Genomic DNA, 16,497 nt, shown 5'->3' on the forward strand with positions numbered 1-16,497 from the left:
GGCAGGGGTAGCGTGCTAACACGTCTCACGAGCTTCACCCATGGCCAGCCTGCCGCTGGTCGGCTTGCCTACCGACAGCAAACCGATCGGCCCCCATCCTTTCCTTGTGGTCGGTGAAAAGTACGTGCGCGCCGTTGTTGATGGTGCGCAGGCCACCCCACTGGTGCTGCCGCTGCTGCAACCGCCGCTGCCGGCGGGGGATTGGTTGGCCACGCTGGATGGCCTGTTGTTGACCGGTGCCACCAGCAACATCGAACCGCACCACTACGGCGGTGGCGACAGCTGGCCGGGTAATCCGCATGATCCGGCGCGTGATGCCAATGTATTCGGGCTGATTCCGCAGGCACGTGCGTTGGGCATGCCGATCCTGGCCATCTGCCGTGGTTTCCAGGAACTCAATGTCGCCTTTGGCGGCAGCCTGCATCCCAAGGTGCATGAAGTGCCCGGTCTGGCCGATCATCGTGAAAACCCGGCGTCATCGTTGGATGTGCAATATGGGCCGGCGCACGCGCTGCAGTTGCAACCGGATGGTCTGCTGGCCGGCATTGCCGGCGGCAACGAGGTGATGGTCAACTCGGTGCACGGGCAGGGCGTGGCTCGCCTGGGCGAGGGCTTGCAGGTCGAGGCGCGCGCGCCCGATGGCCTGATCGAAGCGTTTCGTGGCAGCGGCCCGTCGTTTTTGTTGGGCGTGCAGTTCCACCCGGAATGGCGGGTTGTTGAAAATCCGTTCTATCTGGGCATTTTCAAAGCCTTCGGCGAGGCCTGTCGCCGCTATCGGTTACACAAACAAGTTGGTTCCCCATGACTTCGCGCCCCCGCTCACGCAATACCGCCGCCGACGTACAGGAAGAAAGCTCGTTGCTGCGCTGGCTCAAGGAGCGGCACATCACCGAGGTGGAATGCCTGGTGCCGGATATCACCGGCAATGCGCGCGGCAAGATCATTCCCGCCGACAAGTTCTCGCACGACTACGGTACGCGGCTGCCGGAAGGTATTTTCGCCACCACGGTGACCGGCGATTACCCGGACGACTACTACGAACTGACCTCGCCGGCCGACGCGGACATGATCCTGCGCCCGGACCCGGATACCGTACGCATGGTGCCCTGGGCCACCGATCCGACCGCGCAGATCATCCACGATTGCTACACCAAGAGCGGCCTGCCGCATGAGTTGGCGCCGCGCAACGTGCTGCGGCGCGTGCTGGCAGCCTACGAGGAACTCGGACTGAAGCCGGTGGTGGCGCCGGAGCTGGAGTTCTTCCTGGTGCAGAAGAACACCGACCCTGATTTCCCGCTGTTGCCGCCGGCTGGCCGTTCCGGCCGCCCGGAAACCGCGCGCCAGTCGTACTCCATCGATGCGGTCAACGAGTTCGACCCCATCCTCGACCTGATGTACGACTACTGCGATGCGATGAAGTTGGACGTGGACACCTTGATCCACGAATCCGGCGCCGCCCAGCTGGAGGTCAACTTCACCCACGATGATGCGATGTCGCTGGCCGACCAGGTGTTCCTGTTCAAGCGCACCATGCGCGAGGCGGCGCTGCGCCACGGCATCTATGCCACCTTCCTGGCCAAGCCGATGGAAACCGAGCCTGGCAGCGCCATGCATATCCACCAGAGCCTGGTGCGCGTGTCCGATGGCCAGAACGTGTTTGCTGGCAACAACGAAGGTGAGTACAGCGAGACCTTCGACAATTATCTGGCTGGCCTGCAGAAATACGTTCCGGCGGCGATGGGCTTCTTCGCGCCGAACGTGAATTCCTACCGCCGGCTGGTATTTGGTGAAGTTTCGCCCAGCAATGTGGAGTGGGGCTTCGACAACCGCACCTGCGGACTGCGTGTGCCGATGGACAGCCTGGAAAACAACCGCGTCGAAAGCCGCTTTGCCGGCTCCGACGCCAATCCCTATCTAGCGATGGCGGCGACGCTGGCCTGTGGCCTGCTGGGTATCCGCGAGAAGCTCAAGCCGACCCCCTCGATCAGCGGCAACGCCAAGGAACTGGGCTACGAACTGCCGCGCTCGCTGGGTGAATCGCTGGACGGGCTGGAAGTCTGCGACGCGCTGCAGGAGCTGCTGGGGCGCCGGTTCTGCCGCGCCTATGTCTCGGTGAAGCGCAAGGAATACGAGACCTTCTTCCGCGTGATCAGCTCGTGGGAGCGAGAGTTCCTGCTGTTGAATGTCTGAGTGCAAGGCTTGTCTCCCTCCCTTTTGCGCAGCAAAGGGGAGGGCCGGGGAGGGGTAAGCTCTGCTCTGGCTGTTGCAATAGTGGCTTCGCGGCTGACGCCGCTCCTACAGCTTGTCTCCCTCCCTTTTGCGCAGCAAAGGGGAGGGTTGGGGAGGGGTTGGTTTTGTTGTTGCCTTTCAAGCATGGCCAGCTTCGCGGCTCACGCCGCTCCCACAACCCCTGCAGCCGCTTTCTACACACAATGGCGCCGCAGATGGGACAATATGCCACCTCCCGGCTTGGCCGGTCCCCCATACCGCTCCCGGATCACACTGGAGAACCCATGAATCTGCGCATTCTGACCGTTGGTGTCGCCATTTCCCTGCTTGCTGCCTGCGGCGGCAAGGAACCCGGCGCCAAGCCTGCTGAAGGCGGCGAGGCCAAGGTCCTCAACGTCTACAACTATTCGGATTACATCGCCGAAGACACCATCCCGAACTTCGAGAAGTCGACCGGCATCAAGGTCACCTACGACGTGTTCGACAGTGACGAGATGGTCGAGACCAAGTTGCTGACCGGTGACAGCGGCTACGACATCGTGGTGCCGACGCTGAACTTCTTCGGCCGCCAGATCCAGGCCGGCGTGTTCCTGCCGCTGGACAAGAGCAAGATCCCGAACCTGGCCAACCTCGACCCGGCGGTGATGCAGCGCATCGCCGGCCAGGACCCGGGCAACCAGTTCGGCGTGCCGTACATGATGGGCAGCACCGGCATCGGCTACAACGTGGCCAAGCTGAAAGAGCGTTTCGGCGGCAGCGCCGACATCGCCAACAGCTGGGACCTGGTGTTCAAGCCGGAAAACATCGCCAAGATGAAGGACTGCGGCGTGACCCTGCTGGATACGCCAGCCGACATGATCCCGGTGGCCCTGCATTACCTGGGCGAAGACCCGCACAGCGCCGACCCGGCCGTGCTGCAGAAGGCTGCCGACCTGCTCAAGTCGATCCGCCCGTACGTGCAGAACTTCCACTCCTCGCAGTACGTGGGTTCGCTGGCCAACGGCAGCACCTGCCTGGTGGTGGGCTGGTCGGGTGACATCATCCAGGCCCGTGACCGCGCCGAAGAAGCCAAGAATGGCGTGGAAGTGGCTTATTCCATTCCCAAGGAAGGCGCCCCGCAGTGGTTCGACATGCTGGCCATTCCCAAGGATGCCAAGCATCCGGGCAATGCCTATGCCTTCATCAACTACCTGCTGGAGCCGGAAGTCGCGGCCAAGAACACCAACGTGACCCACTACGCCAACCCGGTGAAGTCGGCGACCTCGCTGGTTGACCCTGCCATCCGTGACGACAAGACCATCTACCCGGCCGAAGACGTGGCCGCCAAGATGTTCACCTATGCGATCAACAGCCCGGAGACGGACAAGCTGTACACCCGCTTGTGGACCGAGGTTAAGACCGGTCGTTGATTTCAGGCAGCTCTAGCGTTTGATCCTTACAACGCCTCCCCTTGCGGGGAGGCGTTGTTGTTTGTGGCGTGCGCGGGGATGCGGTTGTCAGTGAAGATGGCGAAGCCAGTGCTTGGCTCCCTCCCTTTGGCGCAGCCAAGGGGAGGGTTGGGGAGGGGTAGGCGTTGTGGCCTTTCAGGCATTGCCAGCTTCGCGGCTGATGCTGGTCCTGCAATTTCTGCTGGGAACGCCCCTGCCGAGCATGGCTCGGCACTACAGTGCCGCCTGCAGGATGTAGCTTGGCTGGGCTTGTCTCCCTCCCTTGGCGCAGCCAGGGGAGGGGTAAGCTCTTGTGGCCTTTCAGCATTGCCAGCTTCGCGGCTGACGCCGCTCCCACAGCCCCAGCAGGTTCAATCGCCCCCAACCGCCACAGCCGGCGGTGTCGTCAGCAAAAATGGGGGGCTAAACTACGCTGGTTTGTTCATCTGCCTGCTTCCGGAGCCCTACATGCCCGTTGACGCCAAGCCAGAGGCCATCGCTTTGAACAGCGAGCCCGGCTACCTGTCCATTCGCGATCTGCGCAAGGAATTCGATGGCTTCGTCGCCGTCGATGACGTCAATCTTGATGTGCGCAAGGGCGAGATCTTCGCGCTGCTGGGAGGGTCGGGCAGCGGCAAGTCCACTTTGCTGCGCTGCTTGGCCGGCTTTGAAACGCCCACCAAGGGCAGCATCCTGCTCGATGGCCAGCCAATCACCGCGCTGCCACCCTACGAGCGGCCGATCAACATGATGTTCCAGTCCTATGCGCTGTTCCCGCACATGACGGTGGAGCAGAACATCGCCTTCGGCCTGAAACAGGACGGCATGGCCAAGGATGCCATCGCCCGCCGTGTCGGCGAGATGCTGGAGCTGGTGCAACTGGAGAAGCTGGGCAAGCGCAAGCCGCACCAGCTGTCCGGTGGGCAGCAACAGCGCGTGGCGCTGGCGCGCTCGCTGGCCAAGAGCCCCAAGCTGCTGTTGCTGGACGAGCCGATGGGCGCGCTGGACAAGAAGCTGCGCTCGAAGATGCAGCTGGAGCTGGTCAACATCATCGAGCAGCTGGGCGTCACCTGCGTGATGGTCACCCACGACCAGGAAGAAGCCATGACCATGGCCACCCGCATCGCGGTGATGGACCAGGGCTGGATCCAGCAGATCGGCAAGCCCGATGACATCTACGAGCAGCCGGCCAATCGCTTCGTGGCAGGCTTCATCGGCTCGGTGAATTCCTTCGAAGGCGTGATCGACGAAGACCTGCCCGAATACGTCACCGTGCGCACCGCCGATTTCCCGGCGCCGATCTACGTCGGCCACGGCATCACCGGTTACGAAGGCCAGCCGGTGGCGTTCGCGCTGCGCCCGGAGAAGGTCCATATCGCCAAGGAAGAGCCGGAAGGAGAGACCAACAAGGCGTTCGGCGTGGTCGAGGACATCGCCTATTTCGGCAGCCACTCGGTTTACCACGTGCGCCTGCCCAGTGGCGCCAAGATCCTGTCCAACTTCGCCAACATGAAGCGCTGGGACAGCGACGGCATCACCTGGAACGATGAAGTCTGGGTGTCCTGGGACGACAACGACGGCGTGGTGCTGACCTCATGAGCGCAACCAGCCCACTCACCCGCGGTTGGCGGCAGTGGCTGCCAGGTGCGCGCGCAGGTGTGATCGGCGTGCCCTACCTGTGGCTGCTGCTGTTCTTTGCGATTCCGTTCCTGATCGTGCTGAAGATTTCCTTCGCCAAGATGGCGGTGGCGATGCCGCCGTATACCTCCATCGTCGAATACGTGGACAACGCGTTCACGGTGAACCTAAATCTTGGCAACTACACCGCGCTGTTCACCGACAGCCAATACCTGTTCGCCTACCTGAGTTCGATCAAGATCGCGGTCATCTCGACGTTGTTGACCTTGCTGATCGGTTACCCGATGGCCTACGTGATCTCGCGGATGTCGCCGTCGGCGCGCAACATCGCGATGATGCTGGTGGTGCTGCCGTCGTGGACCTCGTTCCTGATCCGCGTCTACGCCTGGATCGGCATCCTCGACAGCAACGGCCTGATCAACCGAACGCTGATGAATCTGGGGCTGATCGACGAGCCGCTGCGCATGCTCTACACCCCGTTCGCGGCTTACGTTGGCATCGTCTACTGCTACCTGCCGTTCATGGTGCTGCCGCTGTACGCCAACCTGGTCAAGCTGGACAACCGCCTGCTGGAGGCTGCCTATGACCTGGGCGCCAAGCCTTGGCAGGCGTTCGCGCGCATCACCTTGCCGCTGTCGCGCAGCGGCATCATCGCCGGCTGCATGCTGGTGATGATTCCGGCGGTGGGCGAGTTCGTCATTCCGGAAATGCTGGGTGGCCCGGACACCTTGATGATCGGCCGCGTGTTGTGGGGCGAGTTCTTCAACAACCGCGACTGGCCGCTGGCCTCGGCGGTAGCCATCGTGATGCTGTTGTTGCTGCTGGTGCCCATCATCATCTTCAACCGGTCCCAGCAGCGTGAGCTGGAAGGGAAGCTGGCATGAGCATGACCCGGCGTAGTTCCTGGTTGGGTTGGAGCATCCTGTTGCTCGGCTTCGCCTTCCTGTACCTGCCGATCCTGTTGTTGATGGTGTATTCGTTCAACTCCTCGCGGCTGGCGACGGTGTGGGCGGGTTTCTCCACGCAGTGGTACGGCGAGTTGTTCCGCGACCGCCAGCTGCTGCAGGCGGCCTGGATCAGCCTCAAGATCGCATTCTGGACGGCGAGCGCATCGATGGTGATCGGCACCATGGCGGCAATGGCCATGACCCGCTTCAAGCGCTTCCCCAGCAAGACCCTGTTTGGTGCCTTGGTGACGGCGCCACTGGTGATGCCGGAGGTGATCATCGGCCTGTCGATCCTGCTGATGCTGGTATCGATGGGCGGGTTGTTCGGCCTGCCGTCCAAGGGCGTGGTGGCAATCTGGATCGCGCATGTGACCTTCACCATCTCCTTCGTGACGGTGGTGGTGTCCTCGCGCCTGCAGGAGCTGGACCGCTCGCTGGAAGAGGCAGCAATGGACCTGGGCGCGAACCGGGTCAAGGTGTTCTTCCTGATCACCTTGCCGATCATCGCGCCGGCGCTGATGTCGGGCTGGTTGTTGGCCTTCACCCTGTCGCTGGATGACGTGGTGATTGCCAGCTTCGTCGCCGGTCCCAGCTCGACCACGCTGCCGATGAAGATCTTCGCCTCGGTGCGCATGGGTGTGAGCCCGAAGATAAATGCCTTGGCCACGTTGATGGTGCTGGCAGTGTCGACCGTGGCAGTGCTCGGCTGGTGGATTTCGGCCCGCGCCGAAAAGCGCCGCCAGCGCGACATGCAGCTGGCCCTGCAGGAAAACGGCTGAGGTCTGAATGTAGTGCCGAGCCATGCTCGGCAGGGGCTTTACCAGCAATGCCATGTAGTGCCGAGCCATGCTCGGCAAGGGGCTTTCCCAGCAAATTGTCACCTTTGTGGGAGCGGCGTCAGCCGCGAAGCTGGCAGCGTTGAAATCACCCACATGGCGGCGATTTGATGAATCACCGGCTTCGCGGCTGACGCCGCTCCTACAACGATGGGTTACTGGCAAGGCCTCTGCCGAGCATGGCTCGGCACTACAGGTGAATCCCCCAGCCTCTGCCGAGCATGGCTCGGCACTACAGGCCTTCGCTGGGGATTTACCTGCGCGCAACATTCGCGGCGCTACCATTCCTGCATTCGTTGAATGCAGGTGAGTTCATGGCGTCGTATCAGACTATCAATCCCTTCAACGGCCAGGTCGTGCGCACGGTCGAGTTGATGACAGCAGCGGCCATCGAGCAGCGCCTTGCCGCAGCTGAATCGGCATTCCCGCGATGGGCGGCATTGTCGCTGGATCAGCGCGGTGACTATCTGCGCAATATCGCCGGCGGCCTGCGCGCGCGCGGTGATGACATCCAACGCACGATGACGGCCGAAATGGGCAAGCTGGGTCGCGAGGCTCTGGTCGAGATCGAGAAGAGCGCAGCGGCCTGCGAGTACTACGCCGACCACGCCGCAGACTACCTGAAGCCGCAGCCCATCCCCACCGAAGCCCAACGCAGCTATGTCATCTACCAGCCGATCGGTTGCGTGATGGCGGTGATGCCGTGGAATTTCCCGATCTGGCAGGTGATCCGTTTTCTTGCGCCGGGCTTGATGGCCGGTAACGTCGCCCTGCTCAAGCACGCCAGCAATGTGCCCGGCTGTGCCGATCTGTTGCGCGAGGTTGTCGCCGCTGCGGGCGTTCCGGAGGGCGTGTTCGACGTGCTGCATATCGACAACGACCAGGCGGCCGAGGTACTGCGTGACCGCCGGATCAAGGCGGTCACGCTGACCGGCAGCGAACGTGCCGGCCGCTCCATCGCCGCCAATGCCGGCGACCAGCTGAAGAAGTGCGTGATGGAGCTGGGCGGCAGTGATGCCTTCGTGGTGCTGGACGATGCCGACCTGGATCTGGCAGCGGCCGCCGCGGTGCGCTCGCGATTCGACAATGCCGGACAGACCTGCATTGCGGCCAAGCGCTTCATCCTGCTCGACTCGATTGCCAACGCATTTGTGGAACGGTATGTCGAAGCCGCACAGGCGCGGGTTTACGGCGATCCGCAGGATGAGGCAACTACCCTCGCGCCGATGGCACGCGCTGACCTGCGCGATGAGCTGCATAAGCAGGTACGCAGCAGCATCGACAAGGGTGCGAAGGTGTTGCTGGGCGGCGCGCCGGTTGCCGACAGCAATGCCGGCTACCAGGCCACGATTCTCGACAACGTTGGGCAGGGCATGCCGGCCTATGACGAGGAGTTGTTCGGGCCGGTGGCCGCGATCATCCGGGTCAAGGATGAAGCCGAGGCCGTGCGCGTTGCCAATGACACCAGCTTCGGCCTGGGCGGCAGCGTCTGGACCCGTGACGTGCTACGCGGTGAGAACGTCGCCATGCAACTGGAATGCGGTGCGGCCTTCGTCAATTCAGTGGTGAAGAGCGATGCGAGGCTGCCGTTTGGCGGTACCAAACGCTCGGGTTTTGGGCGCGAACTGGCAGGCCCGGGTATTCACGAATTCATGAATATAAAAACGGTTTACGTGGCCTGAGGAATGCCCCGAGGCTGTGGGGCGCAAGCTTGTGGGAGCGGCGTAAGCCGCGAAGCTGGTGGTCCATATGCGCCCGCAAAGGCCTGCAATTGCAGTTAGTTTGATTGCAGGCTCGCTTGGTATTTCGACCATCAGTGGCTTCGCGGCTCACGCCGCTCCCACAGGATAGGTATTGCTTGGAATGCCCCTGCCGAGCATGGCTCGGCACTACGCTCCCTCCCTTTCGCGTAGCGAAGGGGAGGGTTGGGGAGGGGTAGGCTCTACTGCTTTGGATTTGGCAGTGGCTTCGCGGCTCACGCCGCTCCTACAAAAAGCGCGCCCGCTCTCATCACCCAAACGGCTGATCGATGGACCGGCTCTGCGGCGTCATCAGCGCCGCGCCGTCTTCGGTGACGTAGAGGATGTCTTCCAGACGCACGCCAAAGCGGTCCGGGATGTAGATGCCCGGTTCGTCGCTGAAGGTCATGCCTGGCTCCAGCAGGTGCTTGTTGCCTCGCACCAGGTAATCCCATTCGTGCATGTCGATGCCGATGCCGTGACCCAGGCGATGGCTGAAGTAGCGGTAGTCCGGGCCGTAGCCGGCATCGCTGATCACCTTGCGCGCAGCGGCGTCCACCTCGCCCATCGCCACACCCGGGCGCGCGGCATGCAATGCCGCTGTCTGCGCCTTCAATACGATGTCGAATACCTTGCGGATCTCGTCATCCGGTTGGCCCAGCACCACCGTGCGGGTGATGTCGCTGGTGTAACCGCCGGCACGGCAGCCGCCGTCGAAGATGATCGGCGTGCCTTCGACCAGATGCTGTGGTTTGTCCGAGCCATGCGGCGAGGCGGTGTACTTGCCGACGTTGACACTGGCGTCGCCCTTCAGGCCGGTGCGGGCGTAGGCCATGGCCAGCAGGCCGCCGATGTCCTGTTCGGTCATGCCCGGCTGCAATGCCTTCCACACCGCTTCGTAGACCGCCAGGGTGGTTTCGTTGGCCAGCTTCATCAGTGCCAGTTCGGCCGCGCTCTTGACCCGGCGGCAGCCGGATACCACCGGCCAGGCCGGCACCACCTTGGCCTGCGGCAGTGCATCGGCAATGCCCTTGGCGCGGAAGTAGGGCACGGCTTCTTCCATGCCCAGCGTGCCGGTGGCGTGGCCCATGTCACGCAGCACCTTGGCGACCAGGGCGTAGGGGTCTTCATCCTCCTGCCAGCCACGTACATCGTTGCCGAGTTTGATCTGCTCCAGCGTGCGCACGCGCTCGAATTCCGGGGTGACGTAGACCGGTTCACCTTTGCGCGGCAGGATCACGCCGGTCAGGCGTTCGCTGTCCCACCAGTGCATGCCGGTGAAATAGGTCAGCGAGCTGCCAGCGCCAATGAATACCGCGTCGATGCCATGTTCGGCCATCAGGCGCTGGGCCTTGGCCACGCGCGCGATACGCTCGTCATTGCCAATGGGCACCACCTGCGCGGCGACCGATTTCAGGCCGCGCATCGATGCTGGCAATGCATCCTCGCTCGTGCCTGCGGTCTGGGCCGAGGCCAGCTGCAACGGCAACGCTGCGGCACCGGCGATCAGCGTGGTGCGCAGGAAGTTGCGGCGCGCAGGATTGGAATGATCGTGTTGCATATGTCCCCTCAGACAATGATGGCGTTGCGGCTCAAAGCCAGCCGGAGCGTTTGAACAGGCGGTACAACACCACGCAGATCACGCCGACGCCGACCATCAGCAACGGATAGGCGAAGCGTCCTGCCAGTTCCGGCATATGCGCGAAGTTCATGCCGTACCAGCTGGTGACCAGGGTGGGTGCAGCCAGCAATGCGGCCCATGCGCCGAGCTGTTTGACCGTCTCGCCCTGCGCCAGCGTCACCAGCGACAGGTTCACGCTCAGTGCGGTGCCCAGCATTTCGCGCAGGGTGTCGATGGCGTCATTGACCCGCGCGGCATGGTCCTGCACATCGCGCAGATAAAGCCGCACTTCTTCGTTGATCAGCTGCGCCTGGTTGCGCTGCAGCTGCGCCAGTGCATCCTGCAACGGCGCTACGGCCAGGCGCATCTTGTTGAGCTCGCGCTTGAGGTCGTACAGGCGGATCACCGTGCGCCGTTCATAGCTGTCGGCAAAGATGTTCTTTTCCAGCAGATCCAAGGTGTCGCGGAAGCTGTCGGTGATCGGCAGGTAGTGATCGACCACCGCATCCAGTACCGAGTACAGGCAGAAAGAAGGGCCCATCGCCAGCAGTTCGGGCTCGCGCTCCAGCCGCGCACGTACCGGCGCATACGACAGCGAGGCGCCGTGGCGCACGGTCACCAGGAAGCGTGGGCCGAGGAAGGCGTGGGTTTCGCCGTAGCGGATACGCTCGTCGACGACCTGGGCGGTGTGTACCACCACGAACAGCGAGTTGCCGTAGGTCTCGATCTTGGGCCGCTGGTGTGCCTTGCGTGTGTCTTCGATGGCCAGCGGGTGCAGGTTGAACTCTTCCTGCACCTTGTCCAGGATCGCGTCGCTGGGCTCGTACAGGCCGACCCAGACGAAGCCGGCGGCGTCGTCCTGCAGCACGTCGCTGATGCTGTCCAGGTCCAGCGCACGCTGGCTGCCATCGGCGCCGTACCAGGTGCAGTTGATCACGCAGGCCGGGTTGGCCTGTACGGAAGTAGGAGTGATGCCGGTAGTCATGCCGGCATCGTGCCTCAGCTGGCCGGTGACGCCAAGCTGCGCTGCGTGAGAATGAAGGCCAGTGCTACATGGATGGGCAGCAACAGCACGATCCACTGCATGTTGAACTGCGCTTGCAGCGACAGCCAATGCAGCGGCAATGCCAGCGCGGCGATGCCGGTCAACGTCCACAGCACGAACCGGAACCCGCCATGCGGCTGGCGCCCGCGCAGCAGGCTCCATGCACCGGGGAGCAGTAGCAGGGCCAGCGGATTGAGCAGTAGCAGGTTGCGGTTGGCCCATGCAGCCTGGTGTTCACTGAAGCCCCACAGGAACGTCAGCAGGCCGCCGGCAACGCCGCAGAACAACCAGAACGGCAACGCGAACGCGCCAATCAGGCGCGGCTTGCGGCGGGCGGAATACAGCCCGGCAGCGACCGCCAGCCCGACCAACAGCCATGGCCACCAGTAGCGCTGTTTTTCTTTCGGTTCCGCTGGCAGGCGCTGCGGCAGCAACTGCTGTTCGGCCTGTACCAACGGCCGACCTTCACTGTTGCGGGCTTCGCGCAGGCTGTCGGCCAGGCGCATGGGTACAAAGGCTTCCTGCCAGCGCGACAGCGGCTGGTCGGCATTCGGCCCCAGGCCCAGGTCGAAGCCCAGCCACATCCATGGCGAGGGCGAGGCCAGTCGCACCGATTCGCTGCGGTAGCTGTTGCCACGCGAGCGGCCAGCCAGCTGCGATTGCAGGGCGCCGCCCATGGCTTGATCCAGGCTGTCGCGCACCATGGTGGCGCAGTTGGCGGTGAAGTAGTCGTAGCGGTAGCGCGCGTTCTCGGGCTTGGCCCGTTCGGCCAATGCGTCGGCCAGCGCCAGCGCCTGCGCGTGTGGCAGGTCCAGCCATTGGATGTTGGCACCACGGCCGACACTCTCGTATTGCGCCAGGTCCTGCTCCAGCGGCAGGGCCACCAGGTAATACATCATCCTGCCGCGAATGAAATTGCCGATGAAATCCGGCTCGGACGGGTCGAAGAAGCCGAAGTTGTACGAGGTTGCCTGGCCGCTGACCGGGTCAAGTACCACCAGTGCGTCATGGCCGAAACGTTCGAAGAACACTTCGCCCGGCAACATGGTGACCACGCCGATGCGCGGTGCAGTGGCGTTGCTGGATTCGCTGGATTGGTTGGCGAGCGTTTGTGCGCTGCTGGTCATGGCGACCAGCAGCAGGAACAAAGCCGCAAACGCGGACAGCAGCCGCGGCAGGCGCAGGGTGATCAATCTTCGTCCTGGTCTTCAGGCGGCAGGATGGTGACGTGGAAAGCCTGCACGCGGCGCGCATCGGCCTTGGCCACGCGGAACACGAAGCGCTCCAGGGTCAACTCATCGCCGATTTCCGGCAGGTGGCCAACCGCCTCGGTGATCAGGCCACCGATGGTGTCGTAATCATCGTCGGAGAACTCGGCGCCGAAACGCTCGTTGAAATCACCGATGGTGGTCAAGGCGTCCACTACGTAGCGGCCATCGGCGAGGATGGCGATCTGCGAGGTGTGGTCTTCGGTCTCGTCATGCTCGTCGTCGATCTGGCCGACGATCTGCTCCAGCACGTCCTCGATGGTGACCAGGCCGGCGACGCCGCCGTATTCGTCGACCACGATCGCCATGTGGTTGCGCGAAAGCCTGAACTCCTTGAGCAGCACGTTGAGCTTCTTCGACTCGGGGATCAGCACCGCCGGGCGCAGCAGCTCGCGCACGCTGGCATGGCTGTTGTCGGCGACCACGCCTCGCAGCAGGTCCTTGGCCAGCAGGATGCCGAGGATGTCGTCCTTGTTCTCACCGTGTACCGGGAAGCGTGAGTGGCCGGAATCGACCACCTGCTTCATCAGCTCGATGAAGGGCCGGTCCACCGGCAGCGACACCATGTGCGAGCGCGGGATCATCACGTCGCCGACGGTCAGCTCAGCCACCGAAATGGCGCCTTCCATCATCCGCAGGGTATCTGCGGCGATCAGGCCGTCCTGCTGTGCCGTCTGCAGGATGGCGACCAGTTCGTCGCGGGTATGGGGTTCGCTGGAGAACGCCGAACCCAGGCGCTCCAGCCAGCTGCGTTTCTTCTCGCCGTTCTCGGGCGAGGTACTACTGTCGTCTTCAGACATCTCTTGGTTTGACTGCACCCGGTACGCCGGGCGGTGCCCACAAGTCTAGCAGGATGTTTGCCGCGGCCTGTTCAAGCCGCGGGCGGGGTGGGGGTCTGAACATTCGGCGCTGCCGCTGGCAGCTGGTTGGGGCTGTCAGTCGGCCCGATGGGCGCGGCTGGGGTTTCTTCCTCGGCAGGCAGGTCCAGGCTGTAGGTGCAGCCTGCCAAGGTCTTGCCGGGGTGGGATTTGACCGTGGACACACCCAGGATTATCGATTCGATCAGGGCTTCGCCGGTCTTGGCGTCATTGACGTCGCGGCTGACCAGCTCGCGGCCGGCCATGAACTTGTCCGGGGCGTCGTAGCCGGTTTCCAGGTCCAGTTGTTTGGCCAGCGGGCGCGGATCGGGCATGTCGAGGATGGCGATGACGGTGCCGCCGGCCATGGCGATATGGTCAGCGCTATGTCCGAACACGCTGATCGGGGTGTTGAGCATGTACTCGGCCATGAACAGGTTGCCCTGCGGCAGCGGCCGCCAGCCCAGTGCCACGGCTTTCAGCGGGTCGTTGGCGATGGGCGCCAGCGCTGCGAATTCACTGACGCTCTGCCGGCATTCGATCAGGGCGGGCAGGTCGATGGCAGGCTGGGCATTGGCCGAGCCGGCGACGATGAGCAGGAGAGAAAGCAGGCTGGTTGAGCGCACGGCATTCATTCGGTGAAATCCTGATCGCGATGATAGCGGCGTGGCGCTGTTTTGTAGGAGCGGCGTGAGCCGCGAAACAGATGCGCCTTCCGATTGCGGGCATTTCAGGTCCTTATCGAATGCCCGCTTCGCGGTTTGTGCCGCTTCTACAGGCGGGGACCGTTGGGCCATGGGTAGGGCCCCTACCGAGCATGGCTCGGCACTACATGGGATTGTCGGGAAAGCCTTTGCCGAGCATGGCTCGGCACTACTGCTCGTTGGCGTAGGGATCTGCGATGCCCAGGTCGGCCAGGATCTCGCGTTCCAACTGCTCCATGGCTTCGGCTTCCTTGTCGTCCTCGTGGTCCCAGCCCAGCAGGTGCAGCACGCCGTGCACGGTGAGATGGGCGTAATGGGCGTTGAGGGCCTTGTCCTGCTCCTCGGCCTCGCGTGCGACTACCGGGGCGCAGATCACCAAGTCTCCAAGCAAGGGGAACTTCACTCCCTTGGGCAGGCCTTCGGGCAGTTCTGCCGGGAAGCTGAGCACGTTGGTGGCGTAGTCCTTACCCCGGTAATGGCGGTTCAGTGACTGGCCTTCCTTGGCGTCGACCACACGGATGGCCAGGTCGGCTTCGCGGATGCGGCCTTTCAAGGCAGCGGCCACCCAGCGGCGGAAGCTCACCGCCGCAGGCAAGCCGGCACGGGGCAGGGCGTAGCTGACGGCTACATCAAGACGCACGGGGCCCTTGGTCATTCGCTCGCTCCGGGTTTGACCTGCTGCAGATCGCGGCGGTCATAGGCGCTGACGATGCGGGCCACCAGCGGATGGCGCACCACATCGCGCGATTCAAAGAAGGTGAAGCTGACCCCGTCCACACCACGCAGCACCTCAATACCGTCGCGCAGCCCGGATTTGATGTGCTTGGGCAGGTCGGTCTGGGTCAGGTCGCCGGTGACCACGGCGGTGGAGCCGAAGCCCAGCCGGGTCAGGAACATCTTCATCTGTTCGATGGTGGTGTTCTGGGCCTCGTCCAGGATCACGAAGGCGTCGTTGAGGGTGCGCCCGCGCATATAGGCCAATGGCGCGATCTCGATGACGTTTCTCTCCAGCAGCTTGGCGACCTTCTCCACGCCCAGCATCTCGTACAGGGCGTCGTACAACGGGCGCAGATAGGGGTCGACCTTCTGGGTGAGGTCGCCGGGCAGGAAACCCAGCTTCTCGCCGGCTTCCACTGCCGGGCGCACCAGGATCAGCCGCTGCACGCGTGATTCATTGAGCGCATCCACCGCCATTGCCACCGCCAGGAAGGTCTTGCCGGTACCGGCCGGACCAATGCCGAAGCTGATGTCATGGGTGGCGATCTGGTGCAGGTAGCTGGCCTGGTTGAGGCCACGGCCGCGCACGGTGCCGCGCTTGACCTTGATCGCCACTTCCTGCGCTTCATAGGCCTGCTCGGTTACATGATCCACGTTGGCGCGGTTCAAGCGCAGGTGGATGGCGTGGCTGTCGAACAGGGCTTCGGCCGCTTCTACATACAGAGCCTTGAGCAGTTTCTCTGCTTCCAGCGCGGTTTTACCCGCGCCGCTGACGCGGAAAACATGGCCGCGGTTGGCGATCTCCACGCCCAGTTTGAGTTCTACCTGGCGCAGGTGTTCGTCGAACGGGCCAGCCAGATTGGCCAGTCGCTCGTTGTCAGCCGGGTCGAGAGTGAAATCGCGATGCGTGGTGGTGGTCATTTTTACTGGCAGTTGCTGGCCGGCGAAGCCGTGCCCTGGACCGGAGAAGGGTACCCCCGTGGCCGGCGGACCACCAGCGTGGTGCCGCCGTCAGGGTTCTCCACAGCCGATGTGGATGTGGCGTGGGCCAAGCTGTGGATATCCCTGCCCAGCCCTTGCGGCATAAGCCTCTTGGCGGGTTGGTTAAAAAACCGCCACATTTGACGGTTTGCGGCTAACGAGTTGTCCACAATTTGTGTGGATCGATCCGGGATGAACATGTGGATAACCGTCCGCAGCCCAGCAACGGCGGGCTCTGAGTCGGTGTGGCGAATAAATGACCGCGGCCGCCGGGCGACAGCGAAGCGAGCCGGGAGGCTCAGGCAAGAGCGGGCGGCGATGGCTTTCCAAAGCCAAAACGGGCAGCGAAGGCTTCCCCCTCTCCCGCATGCGGAAGAGGGGCAGCTTGCGAACGCCTGCTTCGCTTCGCATCGAACGACCTTGCGCCAGCGCAAGGCACGAGGCGCGGAGCGGGGCAGGGGTGAAGGCGCTCCTGCTTCGGACTGGTG

General features: G+C 63.3%; 14 protein-coding genes. 7 read left to right on the top strand and 7 right to left on the bottom strand.

Going from position 1 to position 16,497, the window contains the following annotated elements:
* Positions 1 to 40 precede the first annotated feature (40 nt).
* The 7 genes from ACVOKO_RS04790 (at position 41) to ACVOKO_RS04820 (ending at position 8,759) form a co-directional block, all read left to right on the top strand.
* Complete coding sequence (locus tag ACVOKO_RS04790; RefSeq protein ID WP_346497807.1) at positions 41 to 805, top strand: gamma-glutamyl-gamma-aminobutyrate hydrolase family protein; 765 nt, start codon at positions 41 to 43, stop codon at positions 803 to 805.
* Complete coding sequence (locus ACVOKO_RS04795; protein WP_346497809.1) at positions 802 to 2,190, top strand: glutamine synthetase family protein; 1,389 nt, start codon at positions 802 to 804, stop codon at positions 2,188 to 2,190. Before ACVOKO_RS04790 ends, ACVOKO_RS04795 begins: the two co-directional genes overlap by 4 nt.
* 323 nt (positions 2,191 to 2,513) lie before the next feature.
* A complete protein-coding gene (locus ACVOKO_RS04800) occupies positions 2,514 to 3,638 on the top strand; it encodes a polyamine ABC transporter substrate-binding protein (protein ID WP_346497811.1) in 1,125 nt (374 codons plus the stop codon).
* 486 nt (positions 3,639 to 4,124) lie between these two features.
* A complete protein-coding gene (locus tag ACVOKO_RS04805) occupies positions 4,125 to 5,255 on the top strand; it encodes an ABC transporter ATP-binding protein (RefSeq protein ID WP_346497813.1) in 1,131 nt (376 codons plus the stop codon).
* On the top strand, positions 5,252 to 6,178 hold the full coding sequence (locus tag ACVOKO_RS04810) for an ABC transporter permease subunit (protein WP_346497815.1): 927 nt from the start codon (positions 5,252 to 5,254) through the stop codon (positions 6,176 to 6,178). Before ACVOKO_RS04805 ends, ACVOKO_RS04810 begins: the two co-directional genes overlap by 4 nt.
* The gene (locus ACVOKO_RS04815) at positions 6,175 to 7,020 is read left to right on the top strand and encodes an ABC transporter permease subunit (protein WP_346497817.1); all 846 of its coding nucleotides are present in this window, start codon (positions 6,175 to 6,177) and stop codon (positions 7,018 to 7,020) included. The genes ACVOKO_RS04810 and ACVOKO_RS04815 overlap by 4 nt, the downstream gene beginning before the upstream one ends.
* Before the next feature lie 371 nt (positions 7,021 to 7,391).
* Positions 7,392 to 8,759 (top strand): NAD-dependent succinate-semialdehyde dehydrogenase, encoded by a 1,368-nt coding sequence (locus tag ACVOKO_RS04820; protein ID WP_346497819.1) that lies wholly within the window; start codon positions 7,392 to 7,394, stop codon positions 8,757 to 8,759.
* Positions 8,760 to 9,087: 328 nt separating this feature from the next.
* On the opposite strand, the gene ACVOKO_RS04825 is transcribed toward ACVOKO_RS04820, so the two are convergent.
* The 7 genes from ACVOKO_RS04825 to ACVOKO_RS04855 form a co-directional block, all read right to left on the bottom strand.
* The gene (locus ACVOKO_RS04825; protein ID WP_346497821.1) at positions 9,088 to 10,377 is read right to left on the bottom strand and encodes a M24 family metallopeptidase; all 1,290 of its coding nucleotides are present in this window, start codon (positions 10,375 to 10,377) and stop codon (positions 9,088 to 9,090) included.
* 31 nt (positions 10,378 to 10,408) lie between these two features.
* Entirely contained in the window at positions 10,409 to 11,422 is a 1,014-nt protein-coding gene (locus ACVOKO_RS04830) for a magnesium and cobalt transport protein CorA (RefSeq protein WP_346497823.1), read from the bottom strand.
* A gap of 14 nt (positions 11,423 to 11,436) precedes the next feature.
* The gene (locus ACVOKO_RS04835) at positions 11,437 to 12,609 is read right to left on the bottom strand and encodes a lipoprotein N-acyltransferase Lnb domain-containing protein (RefSeq protein ID WP_430980718.1); all 1,173 of its coding nucleotides are present in this window, start codon (positions 12,607 to 12,609) and stop codon (positions 11,437 to 11,439) included.
* A 62-nt stretch (positions 12,610 to 12,671) separates the two neighbouring features.
* On the bottom strand, positions 12,672 to 13,550 hold the full coding sequence (locus tag ACVOKO_RS04840; RefSeq protein ID WP_346497825.1) for an HlyC/CorC family transporter: 879 nt from the start codon (positions 13,548 to 13,550) through the stop codon (positions 12,672 to 12,674).
* A gap of 71 nt (positions 13,551 to 13,621) precedes the next feature.
* Entirely contained in the window at positions 13,622 to 14,242 is a 621-nt protein-coding gene (locus tag ACVOKO_RS04845; protein WP_346497826.1) for a hypothetical protein, read from the bottom strand.
* Positions 14,243 to 14,480: 238 nt separating this feature from the next.
* A complete protein-coding gene (gene ybeY / locus ACVOKO_RS04850) occupies positions 14,481 to 14,966 on the bottom strand; it encodes an rRNA maturation RNase YbeY (protein ID WP_313493664.1) in 486 nt (161 codons plus the stop codon).
* Positions 14,963 to 15,949, bottom strand: a complete 987-nt coding sequence (locus tag ACVOKO_RS04855; protein ID WP_346497828.1) for a PhoH family protein — start codon at positions 15,947 to 15,949, stop codon at positions 14,963 to 14,965. The genes ybeY and ACVOKO_RS04855 overlap by 4 nt, the downstream gene beginning before the upstream one ends.
* Between the last annotated feature and the right edge of the window lie 548 nt (positions 15,950 to 16,497).

This window comes from Stenotrophomonas sp. STEN240 (assembly GCF_056756175.1).